Annotated in this window: 22 protein-coding genes; 15 read left to right on the top strand and 7 right to left on the bottom strand. The window is 62.5% G+C overall.

Annotation, left to right across the window (positions count from 1 at the left end):
* The first annotated feature begins 114 nt into the window (after positions 1-114).
* Both ACJ8HT_RS12600 and ACJ8HT_RS12605 read left to right on the top strand, forming a co-directional pair.
* Positions 115-1,020, top strand: coding sequence for a GNAT family N-acetyltransferase (locus ACJ8HT_RS12600; protein WP_197652351.1), 906 nt, complete (start codon positions 115-117; stop codon positions 1,018-1,020).
* A gap of 84 nt (positions 1,021-1,104) precedes the next feature.
* Entirely contained in the window at positions 1,105-2,403 is a 1,299-nt protein-coding gene (locus tag ACJ8HT_RS12605; protein ID WP_197652190.1) for an SLC13 family permease, read from the top strand.
* Positions 2,404-2,480: 77 nt separating this feature from the next.
* On the opposite strand, the gene bhsA (ACJ8HT_RS12610) is transcribed toward ACJ8HT_RS12605, so the two are convergent.
* Entirely contained in the window at positions 2,481-2,738 is a 258-nt protein-coding gene (gene bhsA / locus ACJ8HT_RS12610; protein ID WP_004939517.1) for a multiple stress resistance protein BhsA, read from the bottom strand.
* A 191-nt stretch (positions 2,739-2,929) separates the two neighbouring features.
* A complete protein-coding gene (gene bhsA, locus ACJ8HT_RS12615; protein WP_060421097.1) occupies positions 2,930-3,187 on the bottom strand; it encodes a multiple stress resistance protein BhsA in 258 nt (85 codons plus the stop codon).
* Between the two features lie 176 nt (positions 3,188-3,363).
* Between bhsA (ACJ8HT_RS12615) and ACJ8HT_RS12620 the strand changes: the two genes are divergently transcribed.
* Complete coding sequence (locus ACJ8HT_RS12620) at positions 3,364-4,008, top strand: TetR/AcrR family transcriptional regulator (RefSeq protein WP_194571849.1); 645 nt, start codon at positions 3,364-3,366, stop codon at positions 4,006-4,008.
* A gap of 35 nt (positions 4,009-4,043) precedes the next feature.
* Here the strand turns inward: ACJ8HT_RS12620 and ACJ8HT_RS12625 are convergent, their stop codons facing one another.
* From ACJ8HT_RS12625 to ACJ8HT_RS12640, 4 genes are all read right to left on the bottom strand, one after another.
* On the bottom strand, positions 4,044-4,862 hold the full coding sequence (locus ACJ8HT_RS12625; protein WP_038880058.1) for a MetQ/NlpA family ABC transporter substrate-binding protein: 819 nt from the start codon (positions 4,860-4,862) through the stop codon (positions 4,044-4,046).
* 19 nt (positions 4,863-4,881) lie between these two features.
* Positions 4,882-5,550 (bottom strand): methionine ABC transporter permease, encoded by a 669-nt coding sequence (locus ACJ8HT_RS12630; RefSeq protein ID WP_033637581.1) that lies wholly within the window; start codon positions 5,548-5,550, stop codon positions 4,882-4,884.
* On the bottom strand, positions 5,543-6,568 hold the full coding sequence (locus ACJ8HT_RS12635) for a methionine ABC transporter ATP-binding protein (protein ID WP_033647004.1): 1,026 nt from the start codon (positions 6,566-6,568) through the stop codon (positions 5,543-5,545). Before ACJ8HT_RS12635 ends, ACJ8HT_RS12630 begins: the two co-directional genes overlap by 8 nt.
* Positions 6,569-6,832: 264 nt before the next feature.
* Entirely contained in the window at positions 6,833-7,276 is a 444-nt protein-coding gene (locus ACJ8HT_RS12640; protein ID WP_015377088.1) for an acetyltransferase, read from the bottom strand.
* A gap of 241 nt (positions 7,277-7,517) precedes the next feature.
* Between ACJ8HT_RS12640 and ACJ8HT_RS12645 the strand changes: the two genes are divergently transcribed.
* The 3 genes from ACJ8HT_RS12645 to ACJ8HT_RS12655 all read left to right on the top strand — a co-directional run bounded on the left by ACJ8HT_RS12645 (position 7,518) and on the right by ACJ8HT_RS12655 (position 10,214).
* Positions 7,518-8,390 carry an oxygenase MpaB family protein gene (locus ACJ8HT_RS12645; protein ID WP_089185669.1) on the top strand — a complete coding sequence of 291 codons (873 nt, stop codon included), beginning with the start codon at positions 7,518-7,520 and terminating at the stop codon, positions 8,388-8,390.
* A 163-nt stretch (positions 8,391-8,553) separates the two neighbouring features.
* Complete coding sequence (locus tag ACJ8HT_RS12650; RefSeq protein ID WP_038880072.1) at positions 8,554-9,657, top strand: suppressor of fused domain protein; 1,104 nt, start codon at positions 8,554-8,556, stop codon at positions 9,655-9,657.
* A gap of 29 nt (positions 9,658-9,686) precedes the next feature.
* Positions 9,687-10,214, top strand: a complete 528-nt coding sequence (locus ACJ8HT_RS12655) for a cysteine hydrolase family protein (protein WP_197652189.1) — start codon at positions 9,687-9,689, stop codon at positions 10,212-10,214.
* Positions 10,215-10,247: 33 nt separating this feature from the next.
* Here the strand turns inward: ACJ8HT_RS12655 and ACJ8HT_RS12660 are convergent, their stop codons facing one another.
* Positions 10,248-11,123: an NAD(P)-dependent oxidoreductase gene (locus ACJ8HT_RS12660; protein ID WP_197652350.1), complete on the bottom strand. Its 876-nt coding sequence runs from the start codon at positions 11,121-11,123 to the stop codon at positions 10,248-10,250.
* 290 nt (positions 11,124-11,413) lie between these two features.
* Between ACJ8HT_RS12660 and trpS the strand changes: the two genes are divergently transcribed.
* The 9 genes from trpS to uca all read left to right on the top strand — a co-directional run bounded on the left by trpS (position 11,414) and on the right by uca (position 25,178).
* A complete protein-coding gene (gene trpS / locus ACJ8HT_RS12665) occupies positions 11,414-12,421 on the top strand; it encodes a tryptophan--tRNA ligase (RefSeq protein ID WP_197652188.1) in 1,008 nt (335 codons plus the stop codon).
* 117 nt (positions 12,422-12,538) lie between these two features.
* Positions 12,539-13,372, top strand: a complete 834-nt coding sequence (gene phnC / locus ACJ8HT_RS12670; RefSeq protein ID WP_197652187.1) for a phosphonate ABC transporter ATP-binding protein — start codon at positions 12,539-12,541, stop codon at positions 13,370-13,372.
* 41 nt (positions 13,373-13,413) lie between these two features.
* Positions 13,414-14,346: a phosphonate ABC transporter substrate-binding protein gene (gene phnD / locus ACJ8HT_RS12675; protein ID WP_019454696.1), complete on the top strand. Its 933-nt coding sequence runs from the start codon at positions 13,414-13,416 to the stop codon at positions 14,344-14,346.
* Positions 14,347-14,424: 78 nt separating this feature from the next.
* Positions 14,425-15,288, top strand: coding sequence for a phosphonate ABC transporter, permease protein PhnE (phnE, locus tag ACJ8HT_RS12680; RefSeq protein WP_019454695.1), 864 nt, complete (start codon positions 14,425-14,427; stop codon positions 15,286-15,288).
* Entirely contained in the window at positions 15,285-16,184 is a 900-nt protein-coding gene (gene phnE / locus ACJ8HT_RS12685; RefSeq protein ID WP_033637591.1) for a phosphonate ABC transporter, permease protein PhnE, read from the top strand. Before phnE (ACJ8HT_RS12680) ends, phnE (ACJ8HT_RS12685) begins: the two co-directional genes overlap by 4 nt.
* Before the next feature lie 109 nt (positions 16,185-16,293).
* Positions 16,294-16,758, top strand: a complete 465-nt coding sequence (locus ACJ8HT_RS12690; RefSeq protein WP_004939471.1) for a DUF1456 family protein — start codon at positions 16,294-16,296, stop codon at positions 16,756-16,758.
* A gap of 177 nt (positions 16,759-16,935) precedes the next feature.
* Positions 16,936-19,503 carry a putative mucin/carbohydrate-binding domain-containing protein gene (locus tag ACJ8HT_RS12695; RefSeq protein ID WP_197652186.1) on the top strand — a complete coding sequence of 856 codons (2,568 nt, stop codon included), beginning with the start codon at positions 16,936-16,938 and terminating at the stop codon, positions 19,501-19,503.
* Positions 19,504-19,726: 223 nt separating this feature from the next.
* The gene (gene atzF, locus ACJ8HT_RS12700; protein WP_195873578.1) at positions 19,727-21,565 is read left to right on the top strand and encodes an allophanate hydrolase; all 1,839 of its coding nucleotides are present in this window, start codon (positions 19,727-19,729) and stop codon (positions 21,563-21,565) included.
* The gene (gene uca / locus ACJ8HT_RS12705; RefSeq protein WP_197652185.1) at positions 21,558-25,178 is read left to right on the top strand and encodes an urea carboxylase; all 3,621 of its coding nucleotides are present in this window, start codon (positions 21,558-21,560) and stop codon (positions 25,176-25,178) included. The genes atzF and uca overlap by 8 nt, the downstream gene beginning before the upstream one ends.
* Positions 25,179-25,180 lie beyond the last annotated feature (2 nt).

Here is a 25,180-nt window from a genome sequence, read left to right on the forward strand (position 1 = left end):
CGGCTTGATGATCCGTTAAGGTAGTGAAAATTAGGTAACACTATCAACCAAGTGTCATTTTTCATCGGTAGCTAATCGGGGATATCAATCGTGAACATCAGGGATTTCAGAGCATTGGCGCGCAGTTTGGTCAGAGAATTCGGCATGTTGAACAAGCAGAGCAACGGCTCGCGCTTTTCGCCGCTGCAGATCCATCTGATGATTGAAGTCAGCGAGCAGCCGCTGGGCGTCACCGAACTGGCGGCCCGGCTTTGCATCGACAAGGCCAGCGCCAGCCGGGCGCTGCGCAGCCTGGTTGCCGCCGGTGTGATAGAAACGGTGGATCATCCGGATGACAAGCGGCACAACCTGCATCGGCTGAGTAAAAAGGGCGGCAAAGCGCTGGCCGGCATCGAGAGTGACGCCGACGGTTTTATGCAGGCGGCGCTGGCGCAGTTGGACGACGATGAGCTGGCGAGCACCACCGCGGCGATGAAAAAGATGACCGCGGCGCTGCGCAGCGCGCGCAAACAGCGCGACGCCAACCTGCGGGTGCGGCCGATTGCCGCGCGCGACGATGCGGCGATGGCGGCGATCATTCGCGACGTGTTTCGCGAGTATGGCATGGACAAGATGGAAGGCGTCAGCCTGCACGATCCGGATCTCGATCGGCTGACCGGTCTGTATCGCGACAACAGCGGCCATTACTGGGTGCTGGAGCGGGACGGGCAGGTGGTGGGGGGCGTCGGCATGGCGCCGCTGGCGGGCGAAGAGCCCGGCTATTGCGAGCTGCAAAAGCTGTTCTTCAAACCCGGCGCGCGTGGGCTGGGCATGGCGCGCTATATGGTGGTGCAGGCGCTGAAGGCGGCGCGGGCGGCGGGGTATCGCTACTGCTACCTGGAAACCACCGAACAGTTGAAAGAGGCGATCGGGTTGTACTACGCGCTGGGATTCACGCTGCTGACGGAACGGCGCGGCAACACCGGCCATCACGGTTGCAACGTGTGCATGCTGAAAAATCTGAAGAACGACGATATGTGAGCGGTTTCAAGGTTAGCGCCCGCGCCTTGTGCCACCCTGTTAACCGTTTGATAACAATCACAACGTTTTATCAGGGAGGAAACTATGTTGGGGGATCCGATGGCGCTGTCCGCGCTGGTCACGCTGGTGGTCATCGCGCTATGGGCCAGCGCCCGCTTGCCGGAGTATTTGGTTGCGCTGTTGTTCTTCGCAGCGGTGATGGTGTTACAGCTGGCGCCCGCCGCGGTGACCTTTTCCGGTTTCGCGTCTTCCGCATTCTGGCTGGTGCTCAGCGGTTTCGTGCTGGGCACCGCCATCCGCAACACCGGCTTGGCGGATCGCCTGGCCAACCGGCTCTTGCCGCACCTGGCCGGCTCCTGGCCCCGCCTGGTGGGCGGGGTGGTGGCGATAAGCTACGCGCTGGCGTTTGTCATGCCTTCCAACATGGGGCGCATTACGCTGCTGATGCCGATCGTCATGGCGTTGGCCGATCGCGCCGGTCTGGCTGAGGGCACGCGCGGCCGCATCGGTTTGGCGCTGGCGGTGGGGTTCGGCACCTTCCAGCTCTCCGCCAGCATCCTGCCGGCCAACGTGCCCAATCTGGTGATGAGCGGCGCGGCGGAAAGCGCCTACGGCAGCCACTTCGCTTATCTCTCTTACCTGCTGTTGCACGCCCCGGTGCTCGGGGTCGCCAAAGGCGCGCTGCTGACGCTGTGCATCTGCGGCCTGTTCCGTGCGCGGCCGCAGCCGGTGGCGGCCGAGGCGGCGCAAACCCCGCTCAGCGCCGCCGAATGGCGGCTGATCGCGCTGTTGGGCGCCACGGTGCTGCTGTGGATGACCGACAGCTGGCATGGCATCGCTCCCGCCTGGATAGGGTTGGCGGCGGCCTGCGTTTGCCTGCTGCCGCGCATCGGGTTTCTTAACGGCGAGCAGTTCGCCGCCGGGGTTAACGTGCGCACCTGCATCTACGTGGCGGGGATCCTGGGGCTGACCGCGCTGGTCAGCCACTCGGGGCTTGGCGATCGGCTGGGCGGTGCGCTGCTGGCGATGATGCCGGATCTGCACGGCAAACCGTTCACCGCATTCGGTTCGCTGGTGGGGATCACCGCATTGCTGAATTTCGTGGTGACCGCCAACGGCGTGCCGGCGCTGTTTACCCCGCTGGCGCAGGCCTTGTCCGCGGGCAGCGGCCTGCCGCTGCTGACGGTGCTGATGACCCAGGTGATCGGTTACGCCACGCCGCTGCTGCCGTATCAGGCTTCGCCGATCGTGGTGGCGATGGGGATGGGCAAAGTACCGGCGCGTGAAGGGTTGAAGCTGTGCCTGCTGTTGGCCGCGCTCAGCTTTGCGCTGCTGGTGCCGTTGGATTATCTGTGGTTCAGACTGCTGGGGTGGATCCCGTAAACCGACCGGCGCGTTGGCGGGCAGATAAAACAAAAGGCGGCCTGAGCCGCCCTTTTGCGCGATTGCCGGTGTGGCAATTAATTGTAGATGATCGCGGTACCGTGCAGTTTGTTGTCGCCGGTGGTTGCGATGATCTGGAAGGATTTGGCGCCGGCTGCGTCGGCTTTGGCCGCCAGTTTGTTTTCCAGGCTGCTCAGGTCGGACGCACCGCTGACGGTGACGACGCCGGCTTTTTGCAGATCGGCCGGTTGAGCGTTGACCAGTTCGGCGGCGAAGCTGCCGAAGGAGACGGAAGCCAGTGCGATGGCGGCGATGGTCATTTTCAGGTTTTTCATAGTCTTATTTCCTATCTGTGTTCTTTACAATGTTTGTTTGGTAAGGTCGTTAAATTAATTAACGATCGATAATTTAATGTTAGATGCCGGTTTGACAGATTGCAAGTATTTTTTTAATGCTCGTTAATTAATTTTTTTACGCCCTGGCGTTGTGAGCAAAAGAACAGGCAATCCGTTGGCTTAATGCGTTGTTATTGATAGATTTCTGCAGTTCCGTGCAGCTGGTTGTTACCGCCGGCGCCGATGATGCGGAAGGATTTTGCACCGGCCTGATCGGCTTTGGCGGCCAGGCTACTTTCCAGCGAGGTCAGATCGGATGCGCCGCTGACGGTGATGACACCCACTTTCTGCTGGTCAGCCGGTTGGCTCTGGACTAAATCGGCGGCGAAGCTGCCGAAGGAAACGCTGGCCAGAGTGAGAGCTGCTAAGGTTAATTTTAAGTTTTTCATGATGTTATTTCCTTTCCGATAACGGTGAATAGAGGGGTTTAATCCGCTTCGATAATTTATCTTAACGATCGATAACTAAATGCTAATCGGTTCTCGACGAGGGCGCAATATTTTTTTATAATGATCGTTAAGTTATTTGTGCTAAGCCTGCCGTGGAGCGGGATAGGAGAGGAACGATGAGCATCAATGAAGAGGTCTGCGGCAAAAAAAGCCGTGGCAGACCGAAACAATTTGATCGCGACCGGGCGCTGGAAAGCGCGCTCGATCTGTTCTGGCGGCACGGTTATGAAGCCACCTCGCTGGCCGATCTGGTGGAAGTGACCGGCGCCAAGGCGCCAACGCTGTATGCGGAATTCGGCAACAAAGAAGGGATGTTCCGCGCGGCGGTTGAACGCTATCTGCAAAAATACACTACCTGCACCAACCAACTGTTGGAGCAGGATCTGCCGGTGGCCGAGATCGTCGAAGCCTACGTGCGTTCTTCCGCCGAGGTGTTTACCGACCCCGACACGCCGTCAGGCTGCTTTATGGTGTGCGCCTCCGCCGCGCTGTCGTCGGCGTCCGACGACGTCGCCCAGATGCTGCGCAGGAAGCATCATGCGCAGGAAGCGGCGCTGAAGGCCTGCTTCGATCGCAAGGTGCAGCAGGGCGAACTGCTGGCGAAAACCGACACCACGCTGCTGGCGAAATACGTGATTTGCACCATTGAAGGCATGTCGGTGCAGGCCCGCGAAGGGGCAAGCCGGAGCGATCTGCTGCGGTTGCTGGAGGCGTTGATGCTGGTGTGGCCACGGCTCAGCCAGATTGGCAATAAGGTGTAACAACCGGCCCGGCTTTTACCGGGCCGTGTAACCCATTACTGATTGACCGGGATCACCGCGCCCTGGTATTTCTCGCGGATAAAGTCCTGAATCGGTTTGGAGTGCAGTACCTTGACCAGCGCCACGATCTCCGGTTTGTTCACGTCGGCCTTGTGCACGGTGATGATGTTGGCGTACGGGTTGTTTTCGCCGCTTTCGACCGCGATCGGATCTTTGGTCGGATTCAGCCCGGCGTCGATGGCGTAGTTGGCGTTGATCACCACCGCGTCGCCTTCGTCGTTGTTGTACATTTGCGGCAGCAGCGCGCCCTCAACGTTGGCCTGGAACTTCAGGTGTTTCGGGTTTTCCACCACGTCGCTGATGCGCGCGTCCACTTTGCTCACCCCCGGCTTCAGCTTGATCACGCCTTCCCGTTCAAAAATAGACAGGATGCGGCCTTCTTCCGCCACCGCGTCGCGCATGATGATTTTGCCGTTTTCCGGCAGATCTTTCAGGCTCTTGTACTTCTTCGAGTAGATGCCGATAGGCTCAATATGGATCGCGCCGGCGCTGACGAAGTCGTAGCTCTTGTCGTCGGCGTGGTCTTTCAGCACCGAGTTCAGGTAAGGCACGTGCTGGAAGTAGTTGGCGTCGATGTCGTGGCTGGCCAGTGCGGTGTTCGGCAGGATGTAGTCCTGAAAGCGCTTGATCTGCAGATCGATGCCTTCCTTCGCCAGTATCGGCTTGGCCTGTTCGAGGATCTCGGCGTGCGGCACGTTGGAGGCGCCGACCACCAGCTTGGTCGCTGCCGTGGCGCCAAAAGAGGCGAGGGTGGCGACGGAGGCGAAAGCCAACATCAGTAGGTGCTTTTTCATCATCGTTTTCCTTGGTTAATTAACGTTTATCGAGCGTTCTTGTCAGGGTGTCGCCGATGAACTGAATGACGAAAACGATCAGCAGAATCGTCAGCGTCGCCACCAGCGTCACGTCACTGTGGTTGCGTTGGAACCCTTCCAGATAGGCCAGGTTGCCCAGGCCACCGGCGCCGATCACCCCAGCCATCGCGGTGTAGCTCACCAGCGCGATCAGGGTGACGGTGATGCCGGAAACCAGCGCCGGCGAGCTCTCCGGCAGCAATACGCGGAAAATCAGGGTGCGGTTTTTGGCGCCCATCGAGCGCGCCGCCTCGATCACCCCTTTGTCGACCTCGCGCAGCGCGATCTCCACCAGCCGGGCGTAGAACGGCGCCGCGCCGACGATCAGCGCCGGCAGGGCCGCGTCCGCGCCGAGAATGGTGCCGATCAGCGATTTGGTGAACGGGATCAGCAGCACGATCAAAATGATGAACGGAATGGAGCGGAAGACGTTGACCAACACGGAGATCAGCGAGTAGACCGCCCGGTTCTGCCACAGCTGGCCCTTCGAAGTTAAAAACAGCAGCACGCCGAGCACGATGCCCAGCACCAACGTGGCCAAACCGGCGATGCCGGTCATGTACAGCGTTTCCCAAGTGGCGTCCCACAGTTGATCCAGACGCAGGTGGGGGAACAGGGATTCAATCATGTTGGATAACCTCGACGGCGATGTCTCTTTCGTGCAGCAGGCTGAGCATGTCGGCGACTTGTTGTTCGTTGCCTTCGGCGTGGATGTACAGTTCGCCGAACGAACCGTTGAGGGTGTGGCTGATCTTGCCGTGCAGAATGTTGATGGTCAGGGCATAGCGCCGGATCACTTCAGAGATCACCGCCTGATGGGTTTGCACGCCCACGAAGGTCAGCTTGAAAATCGCCCCCGGCAGATGGGCGGTGAGCAGCGGGTTGAAGCTCTCTTCGGTATCCGCATACTGCGACACCTGTTTGACGAACTGCCGGGTGATCGGCTGCTGTGGTCGGGTGAACACGTCGAGCACCGGGCCTTCTTCGACGATGCGGCCGTTTTCCATCACCGCCACGCGGTGGCAGATTTTGCGCACCACGTGCATCTCGTGGGTGATCAGCACGATGGTCAATTTCAGCTGGCGGTTGATGTCCAGCAGCAGGTCGAGAATGGCGTCGGTGGTCTGCGGGTCGAGCGCCGAGGTGGCCTCGTCGCACAGCAGCACGCTCGGGTTATTGGCCAGCGCGCGGGCGATGCCGACACGCTGTTTCTGGCCGCCGCTGAGCTGCGACGGGTAGGCGTCTTCGCGCCCCTGCAGGCCGACCAGCGCGATCAGTTCCGCCACGCGCGGCGCAATCTGCGCCTTGGGCACGCCGGCGATCTGCATGGAAAAAGCGATGTTTTGGCTGACGGTGCGCGACCACAGCAGGTTGAAGTGCTGAAACACCATGCTGATTTTCAGGCGCGCCTGGCGCAGGTGGCTGCCTTTGGCGCGGGCGATATCGAAGCCGCCTACGTCAATGCGGCCGCTGGTGGGCGTTTCCAGGCCGTTAAGCAGGCGGATGAGCGTGCTTTTGCCGGCGCCGCTGTAGCCGATGATGCCGTAAATTTGCCCGGCCTCTACCGCCAGGCTGACGTTGTCTACCGCCACGACGCGGCCCTGTGTGCTGTCAAAAGTTTTGCAAACGTTCGAAAGAACGATCATAGCGAAGCGGATCCTTATCGATACTTCACAGCATTCCGTCCAGAGCGCGGTGCGCCGGACAGGGATCGTTCGGCTTTTCTGCGGGGCACAACCCGGCGGGGAGTGGCGGACGGAATCTCTGTTGCGGGTGAATACCGGGCAATCCTACCGAGGGTTTATAGTGACAGGAAGAATGTAAATTCTATTACTTATTCTGATTTGATATATAAAACGGCGGGTGAAACAGGGGGGAGAAAACCGGCCGCAGGGCGGCCGGCGGTAGGGCTAGCGTTTGTCCAGCTTCATGTGCAGCAGCGGGAACGGGTTGCCCTGGCCGTCGAGCGGCGAGCGGCCGGTGATGACAAACCCGTAGTGGCGATAGAAACCGCTGGCCTGCGGGTTTTGCTCGTTCACGTCCAGCTGCAGTTCATCGTGCAGCGTTTCCGCGTGGGTCAGCAGCGCTTTGCCCACCCCTTTGCCGCGCTGATCGGCGTCGATAAACAGCATCTCCACCTTGTTGCCGTTCAGGCCGATAAAGCCGCAGGGGTGCCCCGGCCGCTCTTCGGCCACCCAGACGTTAACCGCCGGCAGGTAGTCGTTCAGCACCAGCGGGAACAGCTGCGCGATGTTGTCTTCGGTTAAAAAATGGTGAGTGGCGCGCACCGAACGCAGCCAGATATCTGCCAATTGCGCGTTGTCTTCCGCCGCGCGTGCTCTAATGGTAATCATCGAACTCTCTGCTATCTAAGTTGGAGGAAAAAAACTAGATAGAGGTTTTGTGGGGTTAGTGCCGAATTAACGTGGGTTAACGCCCTGCAAAGCGCCTCTGCAGTGGATCGAATAGGCCCGCCTTTCTGCCAGCGGTATAACAACTGTAATTCAGTAAGTTAATGCTTTCAACCGCCGCAGGGCGCAATGGGGCGCCCGCCGCGTGATACACTGGCCGCAGAATGAGCGAGAGGGCAGCAGGATGGAAGCGGTACGCGCAGCGATAGAAAAACAGGTGCTCAGCCTGACCGGGCTGGCGCTCGGCGGCGTCGATTTTGAGAACCCACCGGGCGATCCGGGCTTGTTCGGCCCGCAGTCGGTCATTTGGCAGGTTCACCGCGATTTCACCCCGATGCTGTGCGGCGGCGTCAGCGCCTTGCTGCTGCAGATGCTGCACCCGCTGGCGCTGGCCGGGGTGTGGGATCACTCCAACTTCCGCGAAGATATGATTGGCCGCCTGCGCCGCACCAGCCAGTTCGTGTCGGTCACCACCTTCGGCCCGACCGCCGAGGCGGAGCGGCTGATCGCCAAAGTCAAAGCCATCCATCTGCGGGTGACCGGCGTCGGCCGCGACGGCACGCCTTATGCCGCCAGCGATCCGGCGCTGCTCACCTGGGTACACGTCGCGGAGAGCAGCCGTTTTCTGGCCAGCCACCTGCGCTACCGCAACCCCCATCTTTCCCGCGATTTGCAGGATCAATACTACCGCGAAGCGGCGCGCGTGGCCGCCGCGCTGGGGGCGACCGCAATTCCTCAGTCCTGCGCGGAGGTCGAAGAGTACCTGCAGGCGATGCGGCCGCAGCTGGTCTGCGATGAACGCACGCAAGAGGTGGCGCGCATTCTGCTGAAGGCGCCGGCGCCGAGCGCATTGGCGCGCCCGCTCGGCGGGGTGGTGATGCAGGCGGGCATCGATCTGTTACCCGATTGGGCGCAGCGGCAGTTCGGTTTTCATCCGGGCGCGCTGCGGCGGCGGCTGGTGCGAACGGGCGCCGCAGGCCTCGGCAAGGTGCTGGGCGCGTCGATGCGCAACGGCTCCTATCAGCGCGCGGTGCGGCGCATCACTCAGCCGTCATGAGCCACAGCCGCTATAATTAACCTTTGTTTATCTTCGTTTACGGACGCTTTTGAGACTTTTACGGGTGATCCGGCCAGTAATGCGTTTTACACTTGGGGGCAAAGCCACATTCCATTTTTGGCGCGCAGCCGATTCTGCCGCGCCCTGACCCTATTGAGGTGATATGAACGAGTCATACGTACTTGCTGAAGTCAGCAATGAGAACCAGACGCTGGTTGCGGTGGTTCAGCAAGATCACCGGGCAGCCTATTTTTATATCTATCCCGCCGAAGCCTACAGCGATCGCTATCAGGTGCGCGCCTGCTGGCTGCGCAACCTGGCCGCCGCGCCGCTGCAGGAAGATCGCGCCGCGCTGGAACAAGGGCAGCCGCCGATGCTGGCGGCGGAGTATTGCCGCAACCTGGAAGGCGAAGCGCCGCTGAACCCGGAAGGGCTGATGGTGGTATGGAGCGAAAGCGACGACGGCGCGGCCCTGTGGTATTACGGCCAACTGCTGGCGGTGATCCCCGGCTGGAGCCTGTATATCGACCATTCGGTGTGCTATTCCGCCAGCTGCATCAAGGAGAGCCCGTTGGCTTATCCGCTCGGCTCGGCCTCGACCAACACCCAGTATGCGCAGGCGGAGAGCACCCGCCAGTTCTGGCGCAGCTGGCAGCGTGAAGAGGGCAATCCGTGGCCGAAGATGCAGCGCGATTTTCAGGCGCGCTATGAGCCGCATTTTGGCCCTTCGGTGAAGTACTACGCCATCGATCAGGGCAAGTGGCCACCGATGGCCATCACCCAGCACGAGCGCGACGGCATCTATTACTTCCTCACCATGGGGGTGAGCATCCGGCCGATGCCGTGGGTGGAGATCCTGTTCAACGACGAGGCTTCGCGCTATCGCCGCATGGAGATGGCGATCGCCATCGACAGCCAATACATGACCGAAGACAACGCGGTGCAGATGGCCAGCGCGCTGGCCGGTTTCGCGCACGCGCCGTGGGCGCGGCTGACCTGGATCGGCGAAGGGCATACGCTGGAGTCGGACGTGGCGCCGCTGGGCTACGAGGGTTATATTTTATCGTCGTCCTTCTATCCGCATAGTGCGCACCTGGCTCTGCCGCAGCAGTACGGCGATCCGGTGAACCTGTTCTGGGCCAGCCCGGTGTTTACCGCCGAGCGGCAGCTGGCGCACGCCACGCCGAACGGCGGGCACGATCTGGTGAATCGGCTGCGGGAGCAGGGCGTCGACCATATTTTCCGCCCGCGCCAGCCGGTGTGCTGACGCCACTTATCTTCTCTTCGGGAGCCGCCATGACCACCGCGCTGTTGATTATCGATGTTCAGGAAGGATTGTTTACGCCGCCGCCGGCAGATGCTGCGGGCACCGTTGCGCGCATCAATCAGCTGAGCGAGCGCGCCCGCCGGGCGGGCGTGCCGGTTGTCGTCATTCAGCACCACACGTCGGACGACGAGTTGCGGCACGGCAGCGCCGCCTGGCAAGTGCTCGCGGCGCTGAAGGTGGCGCCGGGCGATCATCGGGTGGATAAAACCACGCCGGACTCGTTCCTGCGCACCTCACTGGGCGCGTTGCTGATCGCCAACGGCGTATCGCAGCTGGTGGTTTGCGGCTACTCCACGCCGTTTTGCATCGATACCACGGTGCGCAGCGCGGCGGTGCACGGTTATCCGGTGACGCTGGCGGCGGATGCCCACACCTGCCACGACAAACCCTATGCCGACGGTTTGCTGATCCGCACCCACCATAACGAGACGCTGTCGAATATCGAAAGCTTCGGCGTGCCGATCCGCGCCGTTCCCGCGGCAGACATCGTGTTCTGAGAACGGAAAAACGGGGGCCGAGGCCCCCGTTCGTTATTTCAGGCCCGCCCGCCGCGCCGCCACCTTGGCCAGCGCGGCCCAGTCCAGATCCGCATCCCCCTGCGCCATCGCGTCGAGGAAGTTGTCTTTCAGCACCCCGGCGAACGGCATCGGCGTATGGCTGTCGGCCCCGGCGGCCAGCGCCAGCCCGACGTCCTTCAGCCCCAGCGCCAGCCGGAATCCGGCGGGGGAATACTTCTCGGCGGCGATCAGCGCGCCATAGCCCTGATAGGCCGGGGCGGCGAAGACGGTGCTACCCAGCATCTGCAGGTAGTCGGCGCCGGACACGCCGTAGTTGCGTACCAGCGCGCTGCCTTCCGCCATCGCTTCAATGGCGCTGGCCAGCGTAAAGTTGGTGGCGATCTTGACGACGTTGGCCTGCGCCGGATCGGCGCCGAAGTGCCAGGTTTTCTGGCCGAGGGCATCGAACAGCGGCTGCGCTTGCTTCAGTAGCTCGCTATCGCCGGCCGCCAGAATATTCAGCTTGCCGGCGGCGGCCACGTCGACCCGCCCCAGCACCGGCGCGGCGAGATAGCCGATGCCGTGTTCCGCATGCAGCGCCGTCAAACGCTGGGCGAGTTCGACCGAGATGGTCGCCATGTTGATATGCAGCGCGCCCGGTTTCATCCGCTGCAGCAACCCGCTGTCGACCACCACCTGTTGCGTGGCGGCATCGTCGGCCAGCATGGTGATCAGCACGTCGGCATCGGCCAGCTGCTCCGGCCGTTCGGCCTGCTGCGCGCCGGCGCTCACCAGCGGCTGCGCCGCCTGCGGCGAGCGGTTCCATACCGTTAAGGCGAAGCCCGCCTGCAACAGGTTGGCCGCCATGGCGCGGCCCATCCCACCCAGTCCGGCAAATCCGATCTTCATCATGCGCTCCTTTTTCAGGTTGAAGGTTTTACCCTAGCGCGCCAGGCCAGGAACGCAAATGCCGGAGTGTAACGCCGTCTTACGCGCCGGCGGCGGGCTATTGACGCGCTGCCGCTGCGGGTATACCTTGATGGCATGAATATATCGATGCACTCCACCCACAATCAGTCATGGTGGCGCCTCTTCTGAGGCGGCACGAGTATTCACATCTCTTTTTAATGCCGCCGGTTTGGCGGCATTATTTTTTGTGGCGTTGATCCGGCGGTCTACAGACCTTCAGGAGCACTGTCATGAGCTACACCATTCTTACCGGCGATCGCGCCACCGGCCCACTGCATTTAGGCCACTTCGTCGGCTCGCTGCGCCAGCGCGTCGAACTGCAGCACCAGCATAACCAAACGGTGATGGTGGCGGATCTGCAGGGCCTGACCGACAACGGTAACAACCCGCAAAAAATCAGCGCCAACGTGCTCAACGTCGTGGCCGACTATCTGGCGGTGGGCATCGATCCGCACAAGACCACGATCTGCCTGCAGTCGGCGCTGCCGGCGTTGGCCGAGCTGACGATGTACTACCTCAACCTGGTCAGCGTGGCGCGGCTGGAGCGCAACCCGACGGTGAAAAACGAAATCGCCGAGAAGGATTTCGCCCGCAGCCTGCCGGCCGGTTTTTTGATTTATCCGGTCAGCCAGGCGGCGGACATCACCGCCTTTGGCGCCACCCACGTGCCGGTCGGCGAGGATCAGCTGCCGATGCTGGAGCAAACTAATGAGATCGTGCGGCGTTTCAACCACATCGTCGGCCAACCGATATTAACGGAGTGCCAGCCGCTGTTGAGCAACGTCGGGCGTCTGCCGGGGCTGGACGGGCAGGGAAAGATGTCGAAATCGCGCGGCAACGCCATCCAGCTTGGCGCCGGCGCCGACGAGGTGCACAAGGCGGTGATGAGCATGTTCACCGACCCCGGCCATCTCAACGTCAGCGATCCCGGCCGGGTGGAGGGCAACATGGTGTTCACCTACCTGGACGCCTTCTGCGAAGACGCCGCGCTGGTGGCGGATCTGAAGACGCACTATCGGCGCGGCGGGTTGGGGGACGTGAAAATCAAACGGCTGCTGGAGGATTGCCTGCAGAGCCTGCTTGAGCCGATCCGCACCCGCCGCGCCGAATTCATCGCCGATAAAGGCGAGCTGACGCGCATCCTGCAGCACGGCACCCGCCGCGCGCATCAGGTCAGCCAACAGACGCTGCAGCAGGTCAAGACGGCGCTGGGGCTGGACTTCTTCACCCTGGCGTGAGGCGAACGCCGGGGCGGCACGCGTCACGCCCCGGCCATAAAACGATCATCCCACTGTCATAAACTTATCCGTTAATAGGTGCCCATAATGATTAGCCACTGAAACCAGAGAAATCATATGGCTCAGGCACTGTTAAAATTGGCACAGCACGACTTTCCAGGGCAGCACGCCGCCGCATCCCGCAAAGTTTTATCGGTAAAGGGACTCGGCAAGGCCTACAAAGCGCAGCAGCGCGTGCTGGATGACATCAATTTCGATCTGCACGCCGGCGAATTCGTGGCGGTGATCGGCCGTTCCGGCGCGGGCAAGTCCACGCTGCTGCACACCCTGAACGGCACCATTCCTTCCAGCTGCGGCGAGATGCTGCACTTCGAAGACGATGGCGCGGCGCAGGATATCGCTCAGCTGGCCGGCCGCCAGATGCGCCAGTGGCGCGCGCGCTGCGGCATGATCTTCCAGGACTTCTGCCTGGTGCCGCGGCTGGACGTGATGACCAACGTGCTGCTGGGCCGTCTGAGCCACACTTCCACTCTGAAATCCTTCTTCAAACTGTTCGATGACGCCGACCGCGCTCGCGCCATCGAGGTGTTGCAGTGGCTCAACATGCTGCCGCACGCGCTGCAGCGCGCCGAGAACCTCTCAGGCGGCCAAATGCAGCGCGTCGCCATCTGCCGCGCGCTGATGCAAAACCCGCAAATCCTGCTGGCCGATGAGCCGGTCGCGTCGCTCGATCCGAAAAACACCCGCCGCATTATGGACGCGCTGCAAAAAATCAGCGAAGACGGCATCGCGGTGATGGTGAACCTGCACTCGGTCGAACTGGTGAAAGAGTATTGCTCGCGGGTGATCGGCATCGCCCACGGGAAGATCGTGTTTGACGGGCATCCTTCGCAACTGAACGAACGGATCCTGCACCAGCTGTATGGCGAAGAAGCCAATCAGATCCATTGAAGCACTTTTGACCTTTACCCTTTACACACAAGGCACACCTAATGAAAAAAGTATTGAGTCTGACCACCCTGATGGCCGGCGCGATGATGGTATTTAATGCTGCCGCAGCGGATGCGCCGAAAGAGCTGAACCTGGGCATTCTCGGTGGCCAGAACGCCACCCAGCAGATCGGCGATAACCAGTGCGTGAAGCAGTTCCTGGATAAAGAGCTGAACGTCGATACCAAGCTGCGCAACTCGTCCGACTATTCCGGCGTGATCCAGGGCCTGCTGGGCGGCAAGATTGACCTGGTGCTGAGCATGTCGCCGTCGTCGTTCGCTTCGGTCTACATCAAGGATCCGAAAGCGGTGGACATCGTCGGCATCGCGGTCGACGACGTCGACCAGTCGCGCGGCTACCACTCGGTGGTGGTGGTGAAGGCCGGCAGCCCGTACCAGAAACTGGAAGACCTGAAAGGCAAGGCCATCGGCTTCGCCGATCCGGATTCCACCTCCGGCTTCCTGATCCCGAACCAGGCGTTTAAAAAGCTGTTCGGCGGCACGGTCGACAACAAATACAACAACACCTTCTCCAGCGTCACCTTCTCCGGCGGCCACGAGCAGGACATCCTCGGCGTGCTGAACGGCCAGTTCGAAGGCGCGGTGACCTGGGCGTCGATGATCGGCGACTACAACACCGGCTACACCAGCGGCGCGTTCACCCGCATGATCCGCATGGATCACCCGGACCTGATGAAACAGATCCGCATCATCTGGCAGTCGCCGCTGATCCCGAACGGCCCGATCCTGGTGAGCAACTCGCTGCCGGCCGACTTCAAGGCCAAAGTGGTCACCGCCATCAAGAAGCTGGATAAGGACGATCACCAGTGCTTTATCAAAGCGATGGGCGGCAAACAGCACATCGGCGACACCACCCTGGCGGAATACCAGAACATCATCGATATGAAGCGCGAGCTGACCAAAGGCGACCGTTAATTCCCGGCTGCCTCGGCCGTCCGAATGAAGGGGTTCAGCGTGCTGAACCCCTTGTTCCATAAAGATGGAAGACCTCTTTTGAATACCGATTTCGCACACTATTACCAACGGATCCGCAGCAAGCAAAAGCGCGAAGCGCTGCTGTGGTCGCTCGGGCTGGTGGTGCTGTACCTGGGCGCCGGCAACCTCGCCGAGTTCAACCTGCACACCGTCTGGGTGTCTATTCCGCACTTCTTCGACTATCTGGCCGAAACCATTCCGACGCTGCATTGGCATTTACTGTTCGCCGACGGGCGCACCGAGGGCTCGCTGGCCTACTGGGGTTATCGCCTGAATATCCAGCTGCCGCTGATCTGGGAGACCCTGCAGCTGGCGCTGGCGGCGACCATTTTCTCGGTGCTGGTGGCGACCGTGCTGGCGTTTCTGGCGGCCGGCAACACCTATACCCCGGCCTCGGTGCGGCTGGCGATCCGCACGTTGGTGGCGTTTTTGCGTACTATGCCGGAGCTGGCGTGGGCGGTGATGTTCGTGATGGCGTTCGGCATCGGCGCCATTCCCGGCTTCCTGGCGCTGGCGCTGCACACCATCGGCAGCCTGACCAAACTGTTCTACGAATCGATCGAAACCGCCTCCAACAAACCGGTGCGCGGGCTGGCGGCCTGCGGCGCCACGCCGCTGCAGCGCATGCGCTTCGGCCTGTGGCCGCAGGTGAAGCCGGTGTTTCTCTCCTATAGCTTCATGCGGCTGGAGATCAACTTCCGTCAGTCGACCATTTTGGGGCTGGTGGGCGCGGGCGGCATCGGCCAGGAGCTGATGACCAACATTAAACTCGACCGCTACGATCAGGTCAGCATGACGCTGCTGTTGATCATCGTGGTGGTTTCCGTGCTCGACTACGTGTCGGGCGAGCTGCGTAAGCGCGTGGTGGAGGGGGCAAAATGATAGCGGGCACTCCGGCGTCGGCGGAAACGCTGCGCCAGTTGAAACAACAGCATCCGGCGATCTTCGCGCAGCAGGGGCGCTACCTGCGCACCGTCGGCCTGATCGCGCTGGCGATCGTGCTGTACTATGTGTTCTTCTTCCTGGTCTTCGGCATTACCTGGCCGCAGTTTATCAACGGCTGCCAGCAGCTGGGGCGCTATTTCCTGCGCATGTTCGTCTGGCACGACTTCGTCAACTGGCCGTTCATGTACTACTTTCAGCAGATCGGCATCACCATCGCCATCGTGTTCGCCGGCACCATCACCGCGTCGCTGATCGCGCTGCCGCTGTCGTTCTTCGCCGCGCGCAACGTGATGTCGACGCCGCTGCTGCGGCCGATCTCCGTGCTGGTGCGCCGCTTGCTGGACGTGCTGCGCGGTATCGACATGGCGATCTGGGGGCTGATCTTCGTGCGCGCCGTCGGCATGGGGCCGCTGGCCGGGGTGTTGGCGATCGTGATGCAGGACGTCGGGCTGCTGGGCAAACTGTACGCCGAAGGGCACGAGGCGGTGGACAAGTCCCCCAGCCGCGGCCTGACGGCGGTGGGCGCCAACGGGTTGCAGAAGCACCGCTACGGCATCTTCACCCAGTCGTTCCCGACCTTCCTGGCGCTCAGCCTGTACCAGATCGAGTCCAACACCCGCTCTGCGGCGGTGCTGGGCTTCGTCGGCGCCGGCGGCATCGGCCTGGTGTACGCGGAAAACATGCGGCTGTGGAACTGGGACGTGGTGATGTTCATCACCCTGATTCTGGTGGTGGTGGTGATGATCATGGATAAGGTCTCGTCGATGCTGCGCAACAAGTACATCATCGGCGAAGACATCCCGCTGTATCAGCAAAAAAGCCAAATCGATTGAGAAACCCCTTGCCGATCCCTATACTGCCGCACATTCAAGGTGTGTGGCAGTCATTTCGTTTCGCAATGTGCGCACGTCCCCGTTAGACAAGTAAAGGCAATGCAATCCCATGATGAACAACGACGTGCTGCGCAGCGTGCGCTATATGCTGAGCATTAACAACGCCAAAATGGTCGAGATTATCAAACTGGACGATTTCGAGGTGGCGGTGTCGGCGATGGACGCTTACGTGATCAAAGAAGGCGAGCCGGGCTACGAGAAGTGCCCGGACGAAGTGATGGCGCACTTCCTCAACGGCCTGGTGTTCTTCAAACGCGGCAAGGACGACAAGTTCCCGGCGCCGGCGGTTGAGCTGCCGATCACCAATAACCTGGTGCTGAAAAAGCTGCGCGTGGCGTTCGAGCTGAAAGACACCGACATGCACCAGATCTTCACCGCGGTGGACTTCCGCATCTCCAAGCCGGAGCTGAGCGCGCTGTTCCGCAAAGAAGGCACCAAGAACTACCGCCCATGCGGCGATCAGATGCTGCGCTACTTCCTCAAAGGGCTGGCGCAGCGCGTTCGCGGCGAGTAACGCGCAGCGTTCACCGAGCCTCAGGCGCAATCGCAAGGTTGCGCCTTTTTTATTACCGCTCTCCCGCCCATCGTTGTTGTACAGGCCCTCAGCCATCCGCCATCGATGGAGGGCGGGCCGCCCCTCCGGTTACTTTCTCATGGTCAACTCAATCACCCAAACCATGAGGAAAGCAGGATGCCAACCATCACGAAAACCCAATCACTTTACACGTTGACCCGGCCGGTCTGGCTGGATGCGGCAGGCATGAGCAAAGGTATCGATCACGATCGCCAGCACCTGGGCATCATTCTCGCCGCCGGGCAGGTGCTGCGAGTGCGGCAGACCAACGCGGCGTTTACCGGCAAGCTCACGCTGCGCTTGCTGAACGACGACAGCAAAACGGAGGCTGAATTCAGCGTCGGCGCGAGCTGGGTCGAGGCCCAGGTCAATGCCGTCTCGGTGCCGTTTATCGATACGCCGTACGGGCAGGGCGAACCGGCGCTGGAGTTCGAGTATCCGGACACGGCGAAAGCGCTGCCGGTTTATCGCCGCGGCGAAAACGAAGCCGCATTCTTCGCCCGCTGGGACGATCGGGACGCCGAGTTTGCGCTGGTCGATGCGGAATACGCGGTATTGCTGGTGCCGAAAATCAGTAAACCGGCGCTGAAGTCGCTGGGTGAAGCGAAAAACATCGACGGGCTGATCGCCTACTATGACCGCATTTTCACCTTCTACAATGCGCTGACCGGCGTCTCGTTCGAGGCTGAACACGAATCCGATCGCAATATTCGCAACCGCTACTTTATGAAGGCCGATAAACACGGCGCCGGCGCCGCGTATTACGGCGGCCGCTGGACGGCGGAAACCAGCAGCTCGGTCAGCAGCTTCTGGCTGACGCCGAAAGACAGCAACTGGGGCAGCCTGCATGAGATCGCGCACGGCTATCAGGGGCACTTTATGGGCGACAAATATTTCTCCACCGGTGAGATGTGGAACAATATTTACGCCGCTTGCTATCAGGACGTGATGCTGGGAGAGCGCAAATACCAGGAAGGGTGGCTGTATAACTACGGCAACGCGGCTGGCGTCGAGAAGAAAATCGTCGATCTGATCGCTCAGGGTACGCCGCTCAACCAGTGGGATCTGCGCTCCAAGCTGTTCTTCGCGATGCTGATGGTCGACAAGGCAGGCAAGAACGCCTTCACGCACTTTAACCAGCAGTATCGCCAAAGCTGCAATACGCCAGGCTTCGTGCCGTCCGAACATGCCTTGCTGGACCTGCTGTCGGCAAGCTTCGCCGCGGCCGGCGAGCAAATCGACGTGACGCCGTTCGTCGAGCTGACCGGCGGCGTGATCACCCAAACGCAGCGCGATCTCAACACGTACAGCCACGCCAAGGCGGTATACCCGCTGTATCAACTGGTGGATGCGCAGAGTTTGCCGGCGGTGCAGGCACAGCTGAAGCTGGATTCCTCCCTGCGCCTGGTCGATTCCTCTCAGCTCAAGGCGAGCGGCCTGAAAGGCGATGTCGCCCTGAGTCTGGATATCGATGACTTTGCGCAGATCTACGGTGAGGAGCTTGTGCTGATGGAAGGGGCGCGCTATGCCCACAAGGTCCGTATCGACGCGCCGACCCTGGCCCTGGCTGCGTTGCCGATCGGCGTGTACACCCTGCGGTTGCCGACCGGTAAAGATCGCAAATACCGGCCGACGGCGGGTTACCTGACGGTGAAACAGGGGAAAAGCGCGGTGACGCTTCGCTTCGAACGCAAAGCCGCTTCGCCGATCGTGTCGCAGGAGATCAACTTGTTGGGCCTGAGCGATGCGGTCTTCGCCACCGTGGTCGTCGATCGCGCCAAAGGGGCGGTGGTGGTTGACGTGACCAGCACCACGCCGCACGCCTACTTCCCGGGTGAAACCTATGCTCGGGTGACGCTGCGCGATCGGCAGGGTGCGGTGCGCTTCAGCAAAGAGGTTCAGGGCACTCAGGCTACGTTAAGTCATGACGAGCTGCCGTTTGCCGAGGGTGATGACATCGAGATTTATCATGTGGAGCCGAGCCGGGTGCGTTTGAATCCGGCGGCGGCCGGCGTCATCGATAACAAAAACAAAACCAACGTGCTGCGTATCGAAACCAGCGGGCTGAAAAACCCGGCGCTTTCCGGCGAGCCCGAGCAGGCGCTGCTGATGCGCCTGGAACAGGCGGCGCAGCGTTTGCGCCGGCTGCTGCCGGCCTACTACGCGCCATCGTCGTCGTTCAAGGACGATATTTATCTGGCGATCGGCGCCTTTGCCGAGCCGCAGCGCGAGCCGCTGTTGGCGACCTATCGGGATTGCCTGCCGGCCGACAATACGCCGCCGGGCGCTAACGTCGGCAATGCGTTTACCGTGGCCGGCAAAGGGATTAGCGATCGCCAGTTTCTGACCTGCGCCGTCGATCTGGTGAAGAAAACCGTGACCGTGACGCTGGCGGCGGGGATTGCTCACCACTACTTTGCCGATAGCTACGCCTTCCTCAGCGTGACGGATGCGGACGGTAATACCTTGCTTAGCTACGACGTCATCGGCAGCCAAAATCAACAGGCTAAAACCTGGGTGCTGCCGCTGTCAGGCTACGGCGGTGAGGTGATCCATCTGCGGCATGAAGAGCCGGACAACCGTCTGACGATCGTCAACGAGATGCAGCATGTGCGGCTGGCGGAGAAGGGCAAGCAACAGACCTACTGCATTACGCCGGTCGGTTTGAAACGCATCAAGGATTGATCCCCATCGGCCTCCCGGGGCGGCGAGTATCGTCGCCCCGATTTTCCTCTGCATCATCTCCTTATTGCACTCTTTTTGTTCTCCCGCTGCGCGCCGCTGGTGCAGGCCGTTCACCCTCGCCGTCATAAGTTTTAATTATAATTTATTGAAATCATGAGATTAAAAATTGGCACGCCGGTTGCTCTGTTGAATCCCATCTTGTGTACCAGATGGAATTCAGCCGATGAGCGACCCTGTTGAAACGTGCGGTTTTACCCTCAGTGAATGGCAGCACCATTATCAAACCCGTCCGGCGGGTGAGCGCCTCGCCTGCGTCAGCGCGACGATCGAAACGCTGCTCGCCGGGCTGAACCCGGACGATAACGCCTGGCTGTATCTCGCCACGCCGGCGCAGCGCGAGCAGCAGTATCGGCAGCTGGCGATACTGCTGGCGGCGGTCGACGGCGATCTCAGCCGCCTGCCGCTGTTCGGCGTGCCCTTCGCCATCAAAGACAATATCGACGTCGGCGGCTGGCCAACCAGCGCCGCCTGCCCGGCGTTCACCTATCAGGCCGCGGCGGACGCCACCGTGGTTGCCAACCTGCGCGCCGCCGGGGCGATCGCCCTCGGTAAAACCAACCTCGACCAGTTCGCTACCGGGTTGGTGGGCACCCGCTCACCTTATGGCGCGGTGGTCAACAGCTTCGACAGCCGCTACGTCAGCGGCGGTTCCAGCTCCGGCTCCGCCTCGGTGGTGGCGCGCGGCCTGGTGCCGTTCGCGCTGGGCACCGACACCGCCGGTTCGGGGCGCGTGCCCGCCGGGTTCAACAACATCGTCGGGCTGAAGCCGACCAAAGGGCGGTTGTCCAACCGCGGCGTGGTGCCGGCCTGCCGGTTGAACGATACGGTGTCGGTCTTCGCGCTGACGGTGGCCGATGCGGCGCAGGTGGCGGAACTGGCGAGCGGCTTTGACGCGGCAGATCCGTATTCCCGCCCCGATCCGCATACCGCGCCGGCGGATATTCCCGCCGCGCCGCGTTTCGCCATCCCCGCCCAACTGGAGTTTTTCGGTGACGTTCAGGCCGAGCGGGCGTTTCACCGCGTGCTGGCGCAGCTGCAGGCGGGCGGCGCCACGCTGGAACCCCTCGATTTCGCGCCGTTTCGCACCCTGGCGGAGCAGCTGTATTACGGCCCCTGGGTGGCGGAGCGCACGGTGGCGATTGAGCAGGTGCTGGAAGCGAGCCCACAGGCTATCGACCCGGTGGTGCGCGGCATCGTCGGCAACGGCCTGAGCTACAGCGCCTGCGACGCCTACAAGGCGGAATACCTGCGCGCCGAGCTGACGCGGCAAATCGCCCAGCGGCTGGCGCCGTTCGACGCACTGGTGGTGCCGACTGCGCCCACTATCCGCACCCTGGCGGAGATGGCGCAGGAGCCGGTGCTGTTCAATTCGCAGTTCGGCACTTACACCAATTTCACCAACCTGGCCGATCTGAGCGCGCTGGCGCTGCCGGGGCCGCTGCGCGAAGACGGGCTGCCGGCGGGCATCACCCTGATTGCGCCCGCCTGGCATGACCGGGCGCTGGCAGCGTTTGGCCTGCGCTGGCAACGGCAAAGCGCCTTACCGCTCGGGGCTACCGGCCGGGCATTGCCGCCGCAGCCCACGCCGGCCCCGTCAGCGGGACATGTGCGTCTGGCGGTAGTGGGCGCTCACCTCAGCGGTATGCCGCTCAACGTCCAGCTGACGCAGCGCGACGCGGTGCGGGTGGAGCAAACCGTCACCGCCCCCTGTTATCGCCTCTACGCGCTGGCCGATACCGAGCCGCCGAAGCCGGGGCTGGCGCGCGTGGCGCAGGGAGCGGCGATCCGTCTTGAGCTGTGGGACATCCCGCTGGCCCGTTTCGGCGAGTTTGTGGCGGAAATCCCGGCGCCCTTGGGCATCGGCACGCTGCTGCTGGCGGACGGCCGGCGGGTGAAGGGGTTTATCTGCGAAGCCTGGGCGCTGGAAGGCGCCACGGATATCACTGAGTTTGGCGGCTGGCGCGACTATCTCGCCAGCCTTAAGGGGCACGAACATGTTTAATACCGTACTGATCGCTAACCGCGGCGAAATCGCCTGCCGCGCCATTCGCACCCTGAAACGCCTGGGCGTCACCAGCGTGGCGGTTTATTCCGACGCCGACCGCAATGCGCCGCACGTCACCGAAGCCGACAAGGCAGTGGCGCTCGGCGGCGACAAGGCCGCCGACAGCTACCTGCGCATCGACAAGATCCTTGCGGCCGCCACCGCCACCGGCGCGCAGGCGATCTACCCCGGCTACGGATTTTTGTCCGAGAGCGCCGAGTTTGCCGAAGCCTGCGAGGCGGCGGGCATCGCCTTTATCGGCCCGACGGCGGCGCAGATCCGCGAGTTCGGCCTCAAGCACCGGGCGCGCGAGCTGGCGGCGTTGGCCGGGGTGCCGATGACGCCGGGCACCGGCTTGCTGGAGAGCGTTGAGCAGGCGGTTACCGCCGCCGCGCGCATCGGCTACCCGGTGATGCTGAAAAGCACCGCCGGCGGTGGCGGCATCGGCCTGACGCGCTGTGACGGCGAGGCGGCGCTGCGCGACGCGTACGACAGCGTCAAACGGCTGGGAGAACAGTTCTTCCGCGACGCCGGCGCCTTTATCGAACGCTTCGTCGATCGCGCGCGCCACGTCGAGGTGCAGATTTTCGGTGACGGCCAGGGGCGGGTGGTAGCGCTCGGCGAGCGCGATTGCTCGCTGCAGCGCCGCAACCAAAAAGTGGTGGAAGAAACCCCGGCGCCACACCTGCCGGCGGCGACCCGCCAGGCGCTGCACCGGGCGGCGGTGGCGCTGGGCGAGTCGGTGAATTACCGCAGCGCCGGCACCGTGGAATTCATTTACGACGCCGCGCGCGACGAGTTTTACTTCCTGGAAGTGAACACCCGCTTACAGGTAGAGCACCCGATCACCGAGATGGTCACCGGCCTGGATCTGATCGAAGGCATGCTGCAGGTGGCGGCGGGCGACGCGCTGGATTGGGCGGCGCTGCAACGCTCGCCGCAGGGTGTGGCGATCGAAGTACGTCTCTACGCCGAAGATCCGCTGAAGAACTTCCAGCCCAGCCCCGGCGTGCTGACCGAGGTGCATTTCCCCGCCGACGTGCGCCTCGACGGTTGGGTGGCGACCGGCAGCGAAGTCTCGGCGTTTTACGACCCGATGATCGCCAAGCTGATCGTGCACGGCGCGGATCGGGCGCAGGCGCTGGAAAAACTGCGCGTGGCGCTGGCGGCGACCCGTTTGCACGGCATCGCCACTAACCTCGACTATCTGCGGCAGGTGATCGCCACGCCGCAATTTCAGCGCGGCGACGTCTGGACGCGCCTGCTGGACGAGGTGCGTTTCCAGCCGCACTGCCTCGAAGTGCTGCAACCCGGCACCTACAGCAGCGTGCAGGATTATCCCGGCCGCCTCGGCTATTGGGACATCGGCGTGCCGCCGTCCGGCCCGATGGACGACTTCGCGTTCCGGCTGGCCAACCGCATCGTCGGCAACCACCCGGCGGCCGCCGGGCTCGAGTTTACCCTGCAGGGGCCGACGCTGCGCTTTCATTGCGACGCCATCATCGCGCTGACGGGTGCCAGCTGCCCGGCCGATCTGGATGGCGAAGCGGTCGCTTACTGGCGGCCGATCGCGGTGCGGGCCGGGCAGGTGCTGACGCTGGGGCGCGCCACGCACGGCTGCCGCACCTATCTGGCGGTACGCAACGGCTTTGACGTGCCGGTGTATCTCGGCAGCCGTTCCACCTTTGCGCTGGGCCAGTTTGGCGGCCACGCCGGGCGCACCTTGCGCGTGGCGGACATGCTGGCGATCGCTCAACCGACGCTGGCTGCTTGTACCACGCCGGCGCCGATCGCCGCGCCGCAGGCGATGGACGACAGCCTGATCCCTTACTACGGCGACCAGTGGCACATCGGCGTGCTGTACGGGCCGCACGGCGCGCCGGACTTTTTCACCGCTGAATCAATAGAGGCCTTCTTCGCCGCCGACTGGCAGGTGCATTACAACTCCAACCGCCTCGGCGTGCGCCTGGCGGGGCCGAAGCCCGAATGGGCGCGGGAGGACGGCGGCGAAGCCGGTTTGCATCCTTCCAACGTGCACGACTGCGAGTACGCCATCGGCGCGATCAACTTCACCGGCGATTTCCCGGTGATCCTGACCCGCGACGGGCCCAGCCTCGGCGGCTTCGTCTGCCCGGTGACCATCGCCAAGGCCGAGCTGTGGAAAGTGGGGCAGGTGAAGCCGGGCGACCGCATCCGGTTCCATCCGATCGGCTTTCGCCAGGCGCAGTCGCTGGAGCAGGCGCAGCTTGGCAGCATCGAAGCGCTGGCGGCGGTGAAGGCCATCACCCTGCCGCCGCCGGATCTGGCCCCGGCGGAGACCGTTTCCGCCGCGGTGCTGGCGGCGCTGCCGGCGGCGGAAGGGCGCCCGGCGGTGGCGTATCGCCAGGCGGGGGACGGTTACATCCTGATGGAGTACGGCGACAACGTGCTCGATCTGGCGCTGCGGCTGCGCATCCATCTGCTGATGCAGTCGCTGCGAGAGGAGGCGATACCGGGCGTGGCAGAGCTGGCGCCGGGCGTGCGTTCGCTGCAGATCCGCTACGACAGCCGGCAGATTAGCCAGGCCGACCTGCTGCAGCGCCTGTTGGCGCGCGAACGGGCGCTGGGGGACGTCAGCCGCCTGAAGGTGCCGACGCGCACCGTCTGGCTGCCGATGGCGTTCGAGGATTCGGCCACGCTGGGCGCGGTGGATCGCTATCAGCAGACGGTGCGCGCTTCGGCGCCCTGGTTGCCGAACAATGTCGATTTCATCCAGCGCATCAACGGCCTGAGCCAACGCGAGCAGGTGCGCGACATTCTGTTCGACGCCAGCTACCTGATCCTCGGTCTGGGAGACGTTTACCTCGGCGCGCCCTGCGCGGTGCCGCTCGATCCGCGCCATCGCCTGCTGAGCTCCAAATATAACCCGGCGCGCACCCACACCGCCGAAGGGACGGTCGGCATCGGCGGCATGTACATGTGCATCTACGGCATGGATTCGCCGGGCGGCTACCAACTGGTGGGGCGCACGCTGCCGATCTGGAACAAATTCCTCAAAAACCCGCAGTTCACCGCCGGTGAGCCCTGGCTGCTGCGCTTCTTCGATCAGGTGCGCTTCTACCCGGTCAGCGAGCAAGAACTGGACGAGCAGCGCGAAGCGTTCCGTGAAGGTCGCATGCAGGTGCGCATCGAAGAGAGCGAATTCGACTTCGCTGCCTACACCGATTTCCTGGCCGACAACGCCGAGGCGATCGCCGACTTCCAGCATCGCCAGCAGCAGGCGTTCAGCGCCGAAGTGGCGCGCTGGCGCAGCGATGACGACGAGGCCGAGGCGCAGCTGTTGCCGCCGCTCGAAGAAGACGCCATCGACGGCGATCTGGTCAGCGCCGATCTGAACGGCAGCGTGTGGAAGATCCTGGTGGAGCCGGGGCAGGCAGTGGCGGCCGGGCAGCCGCTGATCGTGGTCGAGGCGATGAAGATGGAATTGGCGGTCACCGCGCCGCGCGCCGGGATCGTCAAACGCATCAGCTGCCGGCAGGGGCGGCCGGTCGGGCCGGGCGACGCCCTGCTGTGGCTGGAAAAAGCGGTCTGAAC

Origin of the sequence: Serratia sp. CY44782, from assembly GCF_052168715.1 — a bacterium.
Classification (GTDB): Bacteria; Pseudomonadota; Gammaproteobacteria; order Enterobacterales; family Enterobacteriaceae; genus Serratia; species Serratia nevei.

What these genes read in the sequence shown, in the direction of transcription:
- ACJ8HT_RS12605 (WP_197652190.1), top strand. Translation starts at nt 1,105, where the DNA reads ATGTTGGGGGATCCGATGGCGCTGTCCGCGCTGGTCACGCTGGTGGTC.
- bhsA (WP_004939517.1), bottom strand. Translation starts at nt 2,738, where the DNA reads ATGAAAAACCTGAAAATGACCATCGCCGCCATCGCACTGGCTTCCGTC.
- bhsA (WP_060421097.1), bottom strand. Translation starts at nt 3,187, where the DNA reads ATGAAAAACTTAAAATTAACCTTAGCAGCTCTCACTCTGGCCAGCGTT.
- ACJ8HT_RS12620 (WP_194571849.1), top strand. Translation starts at nt 3,364, where the DNA reads ATGAGCATCAATGAAGAGGTCTGCGGCAAAAAAAGCCGTGGCAGACCG.
- ACJ8HT_RS12625 (WP_038880058.1), bottom strand. Translation starts at nt 4,862, where the DNA reads ATGAAAAAGCACCTACTGATGTTGGCTTTCGCCTCCGTCGCCACCCTC.
- ACJ8HT_RS12630 (WP_033637581.1), bottom strand. Translation starts at nt 5,550, where the DNA reads ATGATTGAATCCCTGTTCCCCCACCTGCGTCTGGATCAACTGTGGGAC.
- ACJ8HT_RS12635 (WP_033647004.1), bottom strand. Translation starts at nt 6,568, where the DNA reads ATGATCGTTCTTTCGAACGTTTGCAAAACTTTTGACAGCACACAGGGC.
- ACJ8HT_RS12640 (WP_015377088.1), bottom strand. Translation starts at nt 7,276, where the DNA reads ATGATTACCATTAGAGCACGCGCGGCGGAAGACAACGCGCAATTGGCA.
- ACJ8HT_RS12645 (WP_089185669.1), top strand. Translation starts at nt 7,518, where the DNA reads ATGGAAGCGGTACGCGCAGCGATAGAAAAACAGGTGCTCAGCCTGACC.
- ACJ8HT_RS12650 (WP_038880072.1), top strand. Translation starts at nt 8,554, where the DNA reads ATGAACGAGTCATACGTACTTGCTGAAGTCAGCAATGAGAACCAGACG.
- ACJ8HT_RS12655 (WP_197652189.1), top strand. Translation starts at nt 9,687, where the DNA reads ATGACCACCGCGCTGTTGATTATCGATGTTCAGGAAGGATTGTTTACG.
- ACJ8HT_RS12660 (WP_197652350.1), bottom strand. Translation starts at nt 11,123, where the DNA reads ATGAAGATCGGATTTGCCGGACTGGGTGGGATGGGCCGCGCCATGGCG.
- trpS (WP_197652188.1), top strand. Translation starts at nt 11,414, where the DNA reads ATGAGCTACACCATTCTTACCGGCGATCGCGCCACCGGCCCACTGCAT.
- phnC (WP_197652187.1), top strand. Translation starts at nt 12,539, where the DNA reads ATGGCTCAGGCACTGTTAAAATTGGCACAGCACGACTTTCCAGGGCAG.
- phnD (WP_019454696.1), top strand. Translation starts at nt 13,414, where the DNA reads ATGAAAAAAGTATTGAGTCTGACCACCCTGATGGCCGGCGCGATGATG.
- phnE (WP_033637591.1), top strand. Translation starts at nt 15,285, where the DNA reads ATGATAGCGGGCACTCCGGCGTCGGCGGAAACGCTGCGCCAGTTGAAA.
- ACJ8HT_RS12690 (WP_004939471.1), top strand. Translation starts at nt 16,294, where the DNA reads ATGATGAACAACGACGTGCTGCGCAGCGTGCGCTATATGCTGAGCATT.
- ACJ8HT_RS12695 (WP_197652186.1), top strand. Translation starts at nt 16,936, where the DNA reads ATGCCAACCATCACGAAAACCCAATCACTTTACACGTTGACCCGGCCG.
- atzF (WP_195873578.1), top strand. Translation starts at nt 19,727, where the DNA reads ATGAGCGACCCTGTTGAAACGTGCGGTTTTACCCTCAGTGAATGGCAG.
- uca (WP_197652185.1), top strand. Translation starts at nt 21,558, where the DNA reads ATGTTTAATACCGTACTGATCGCTAACCGCGGCGAAATCGCCTGCCGC.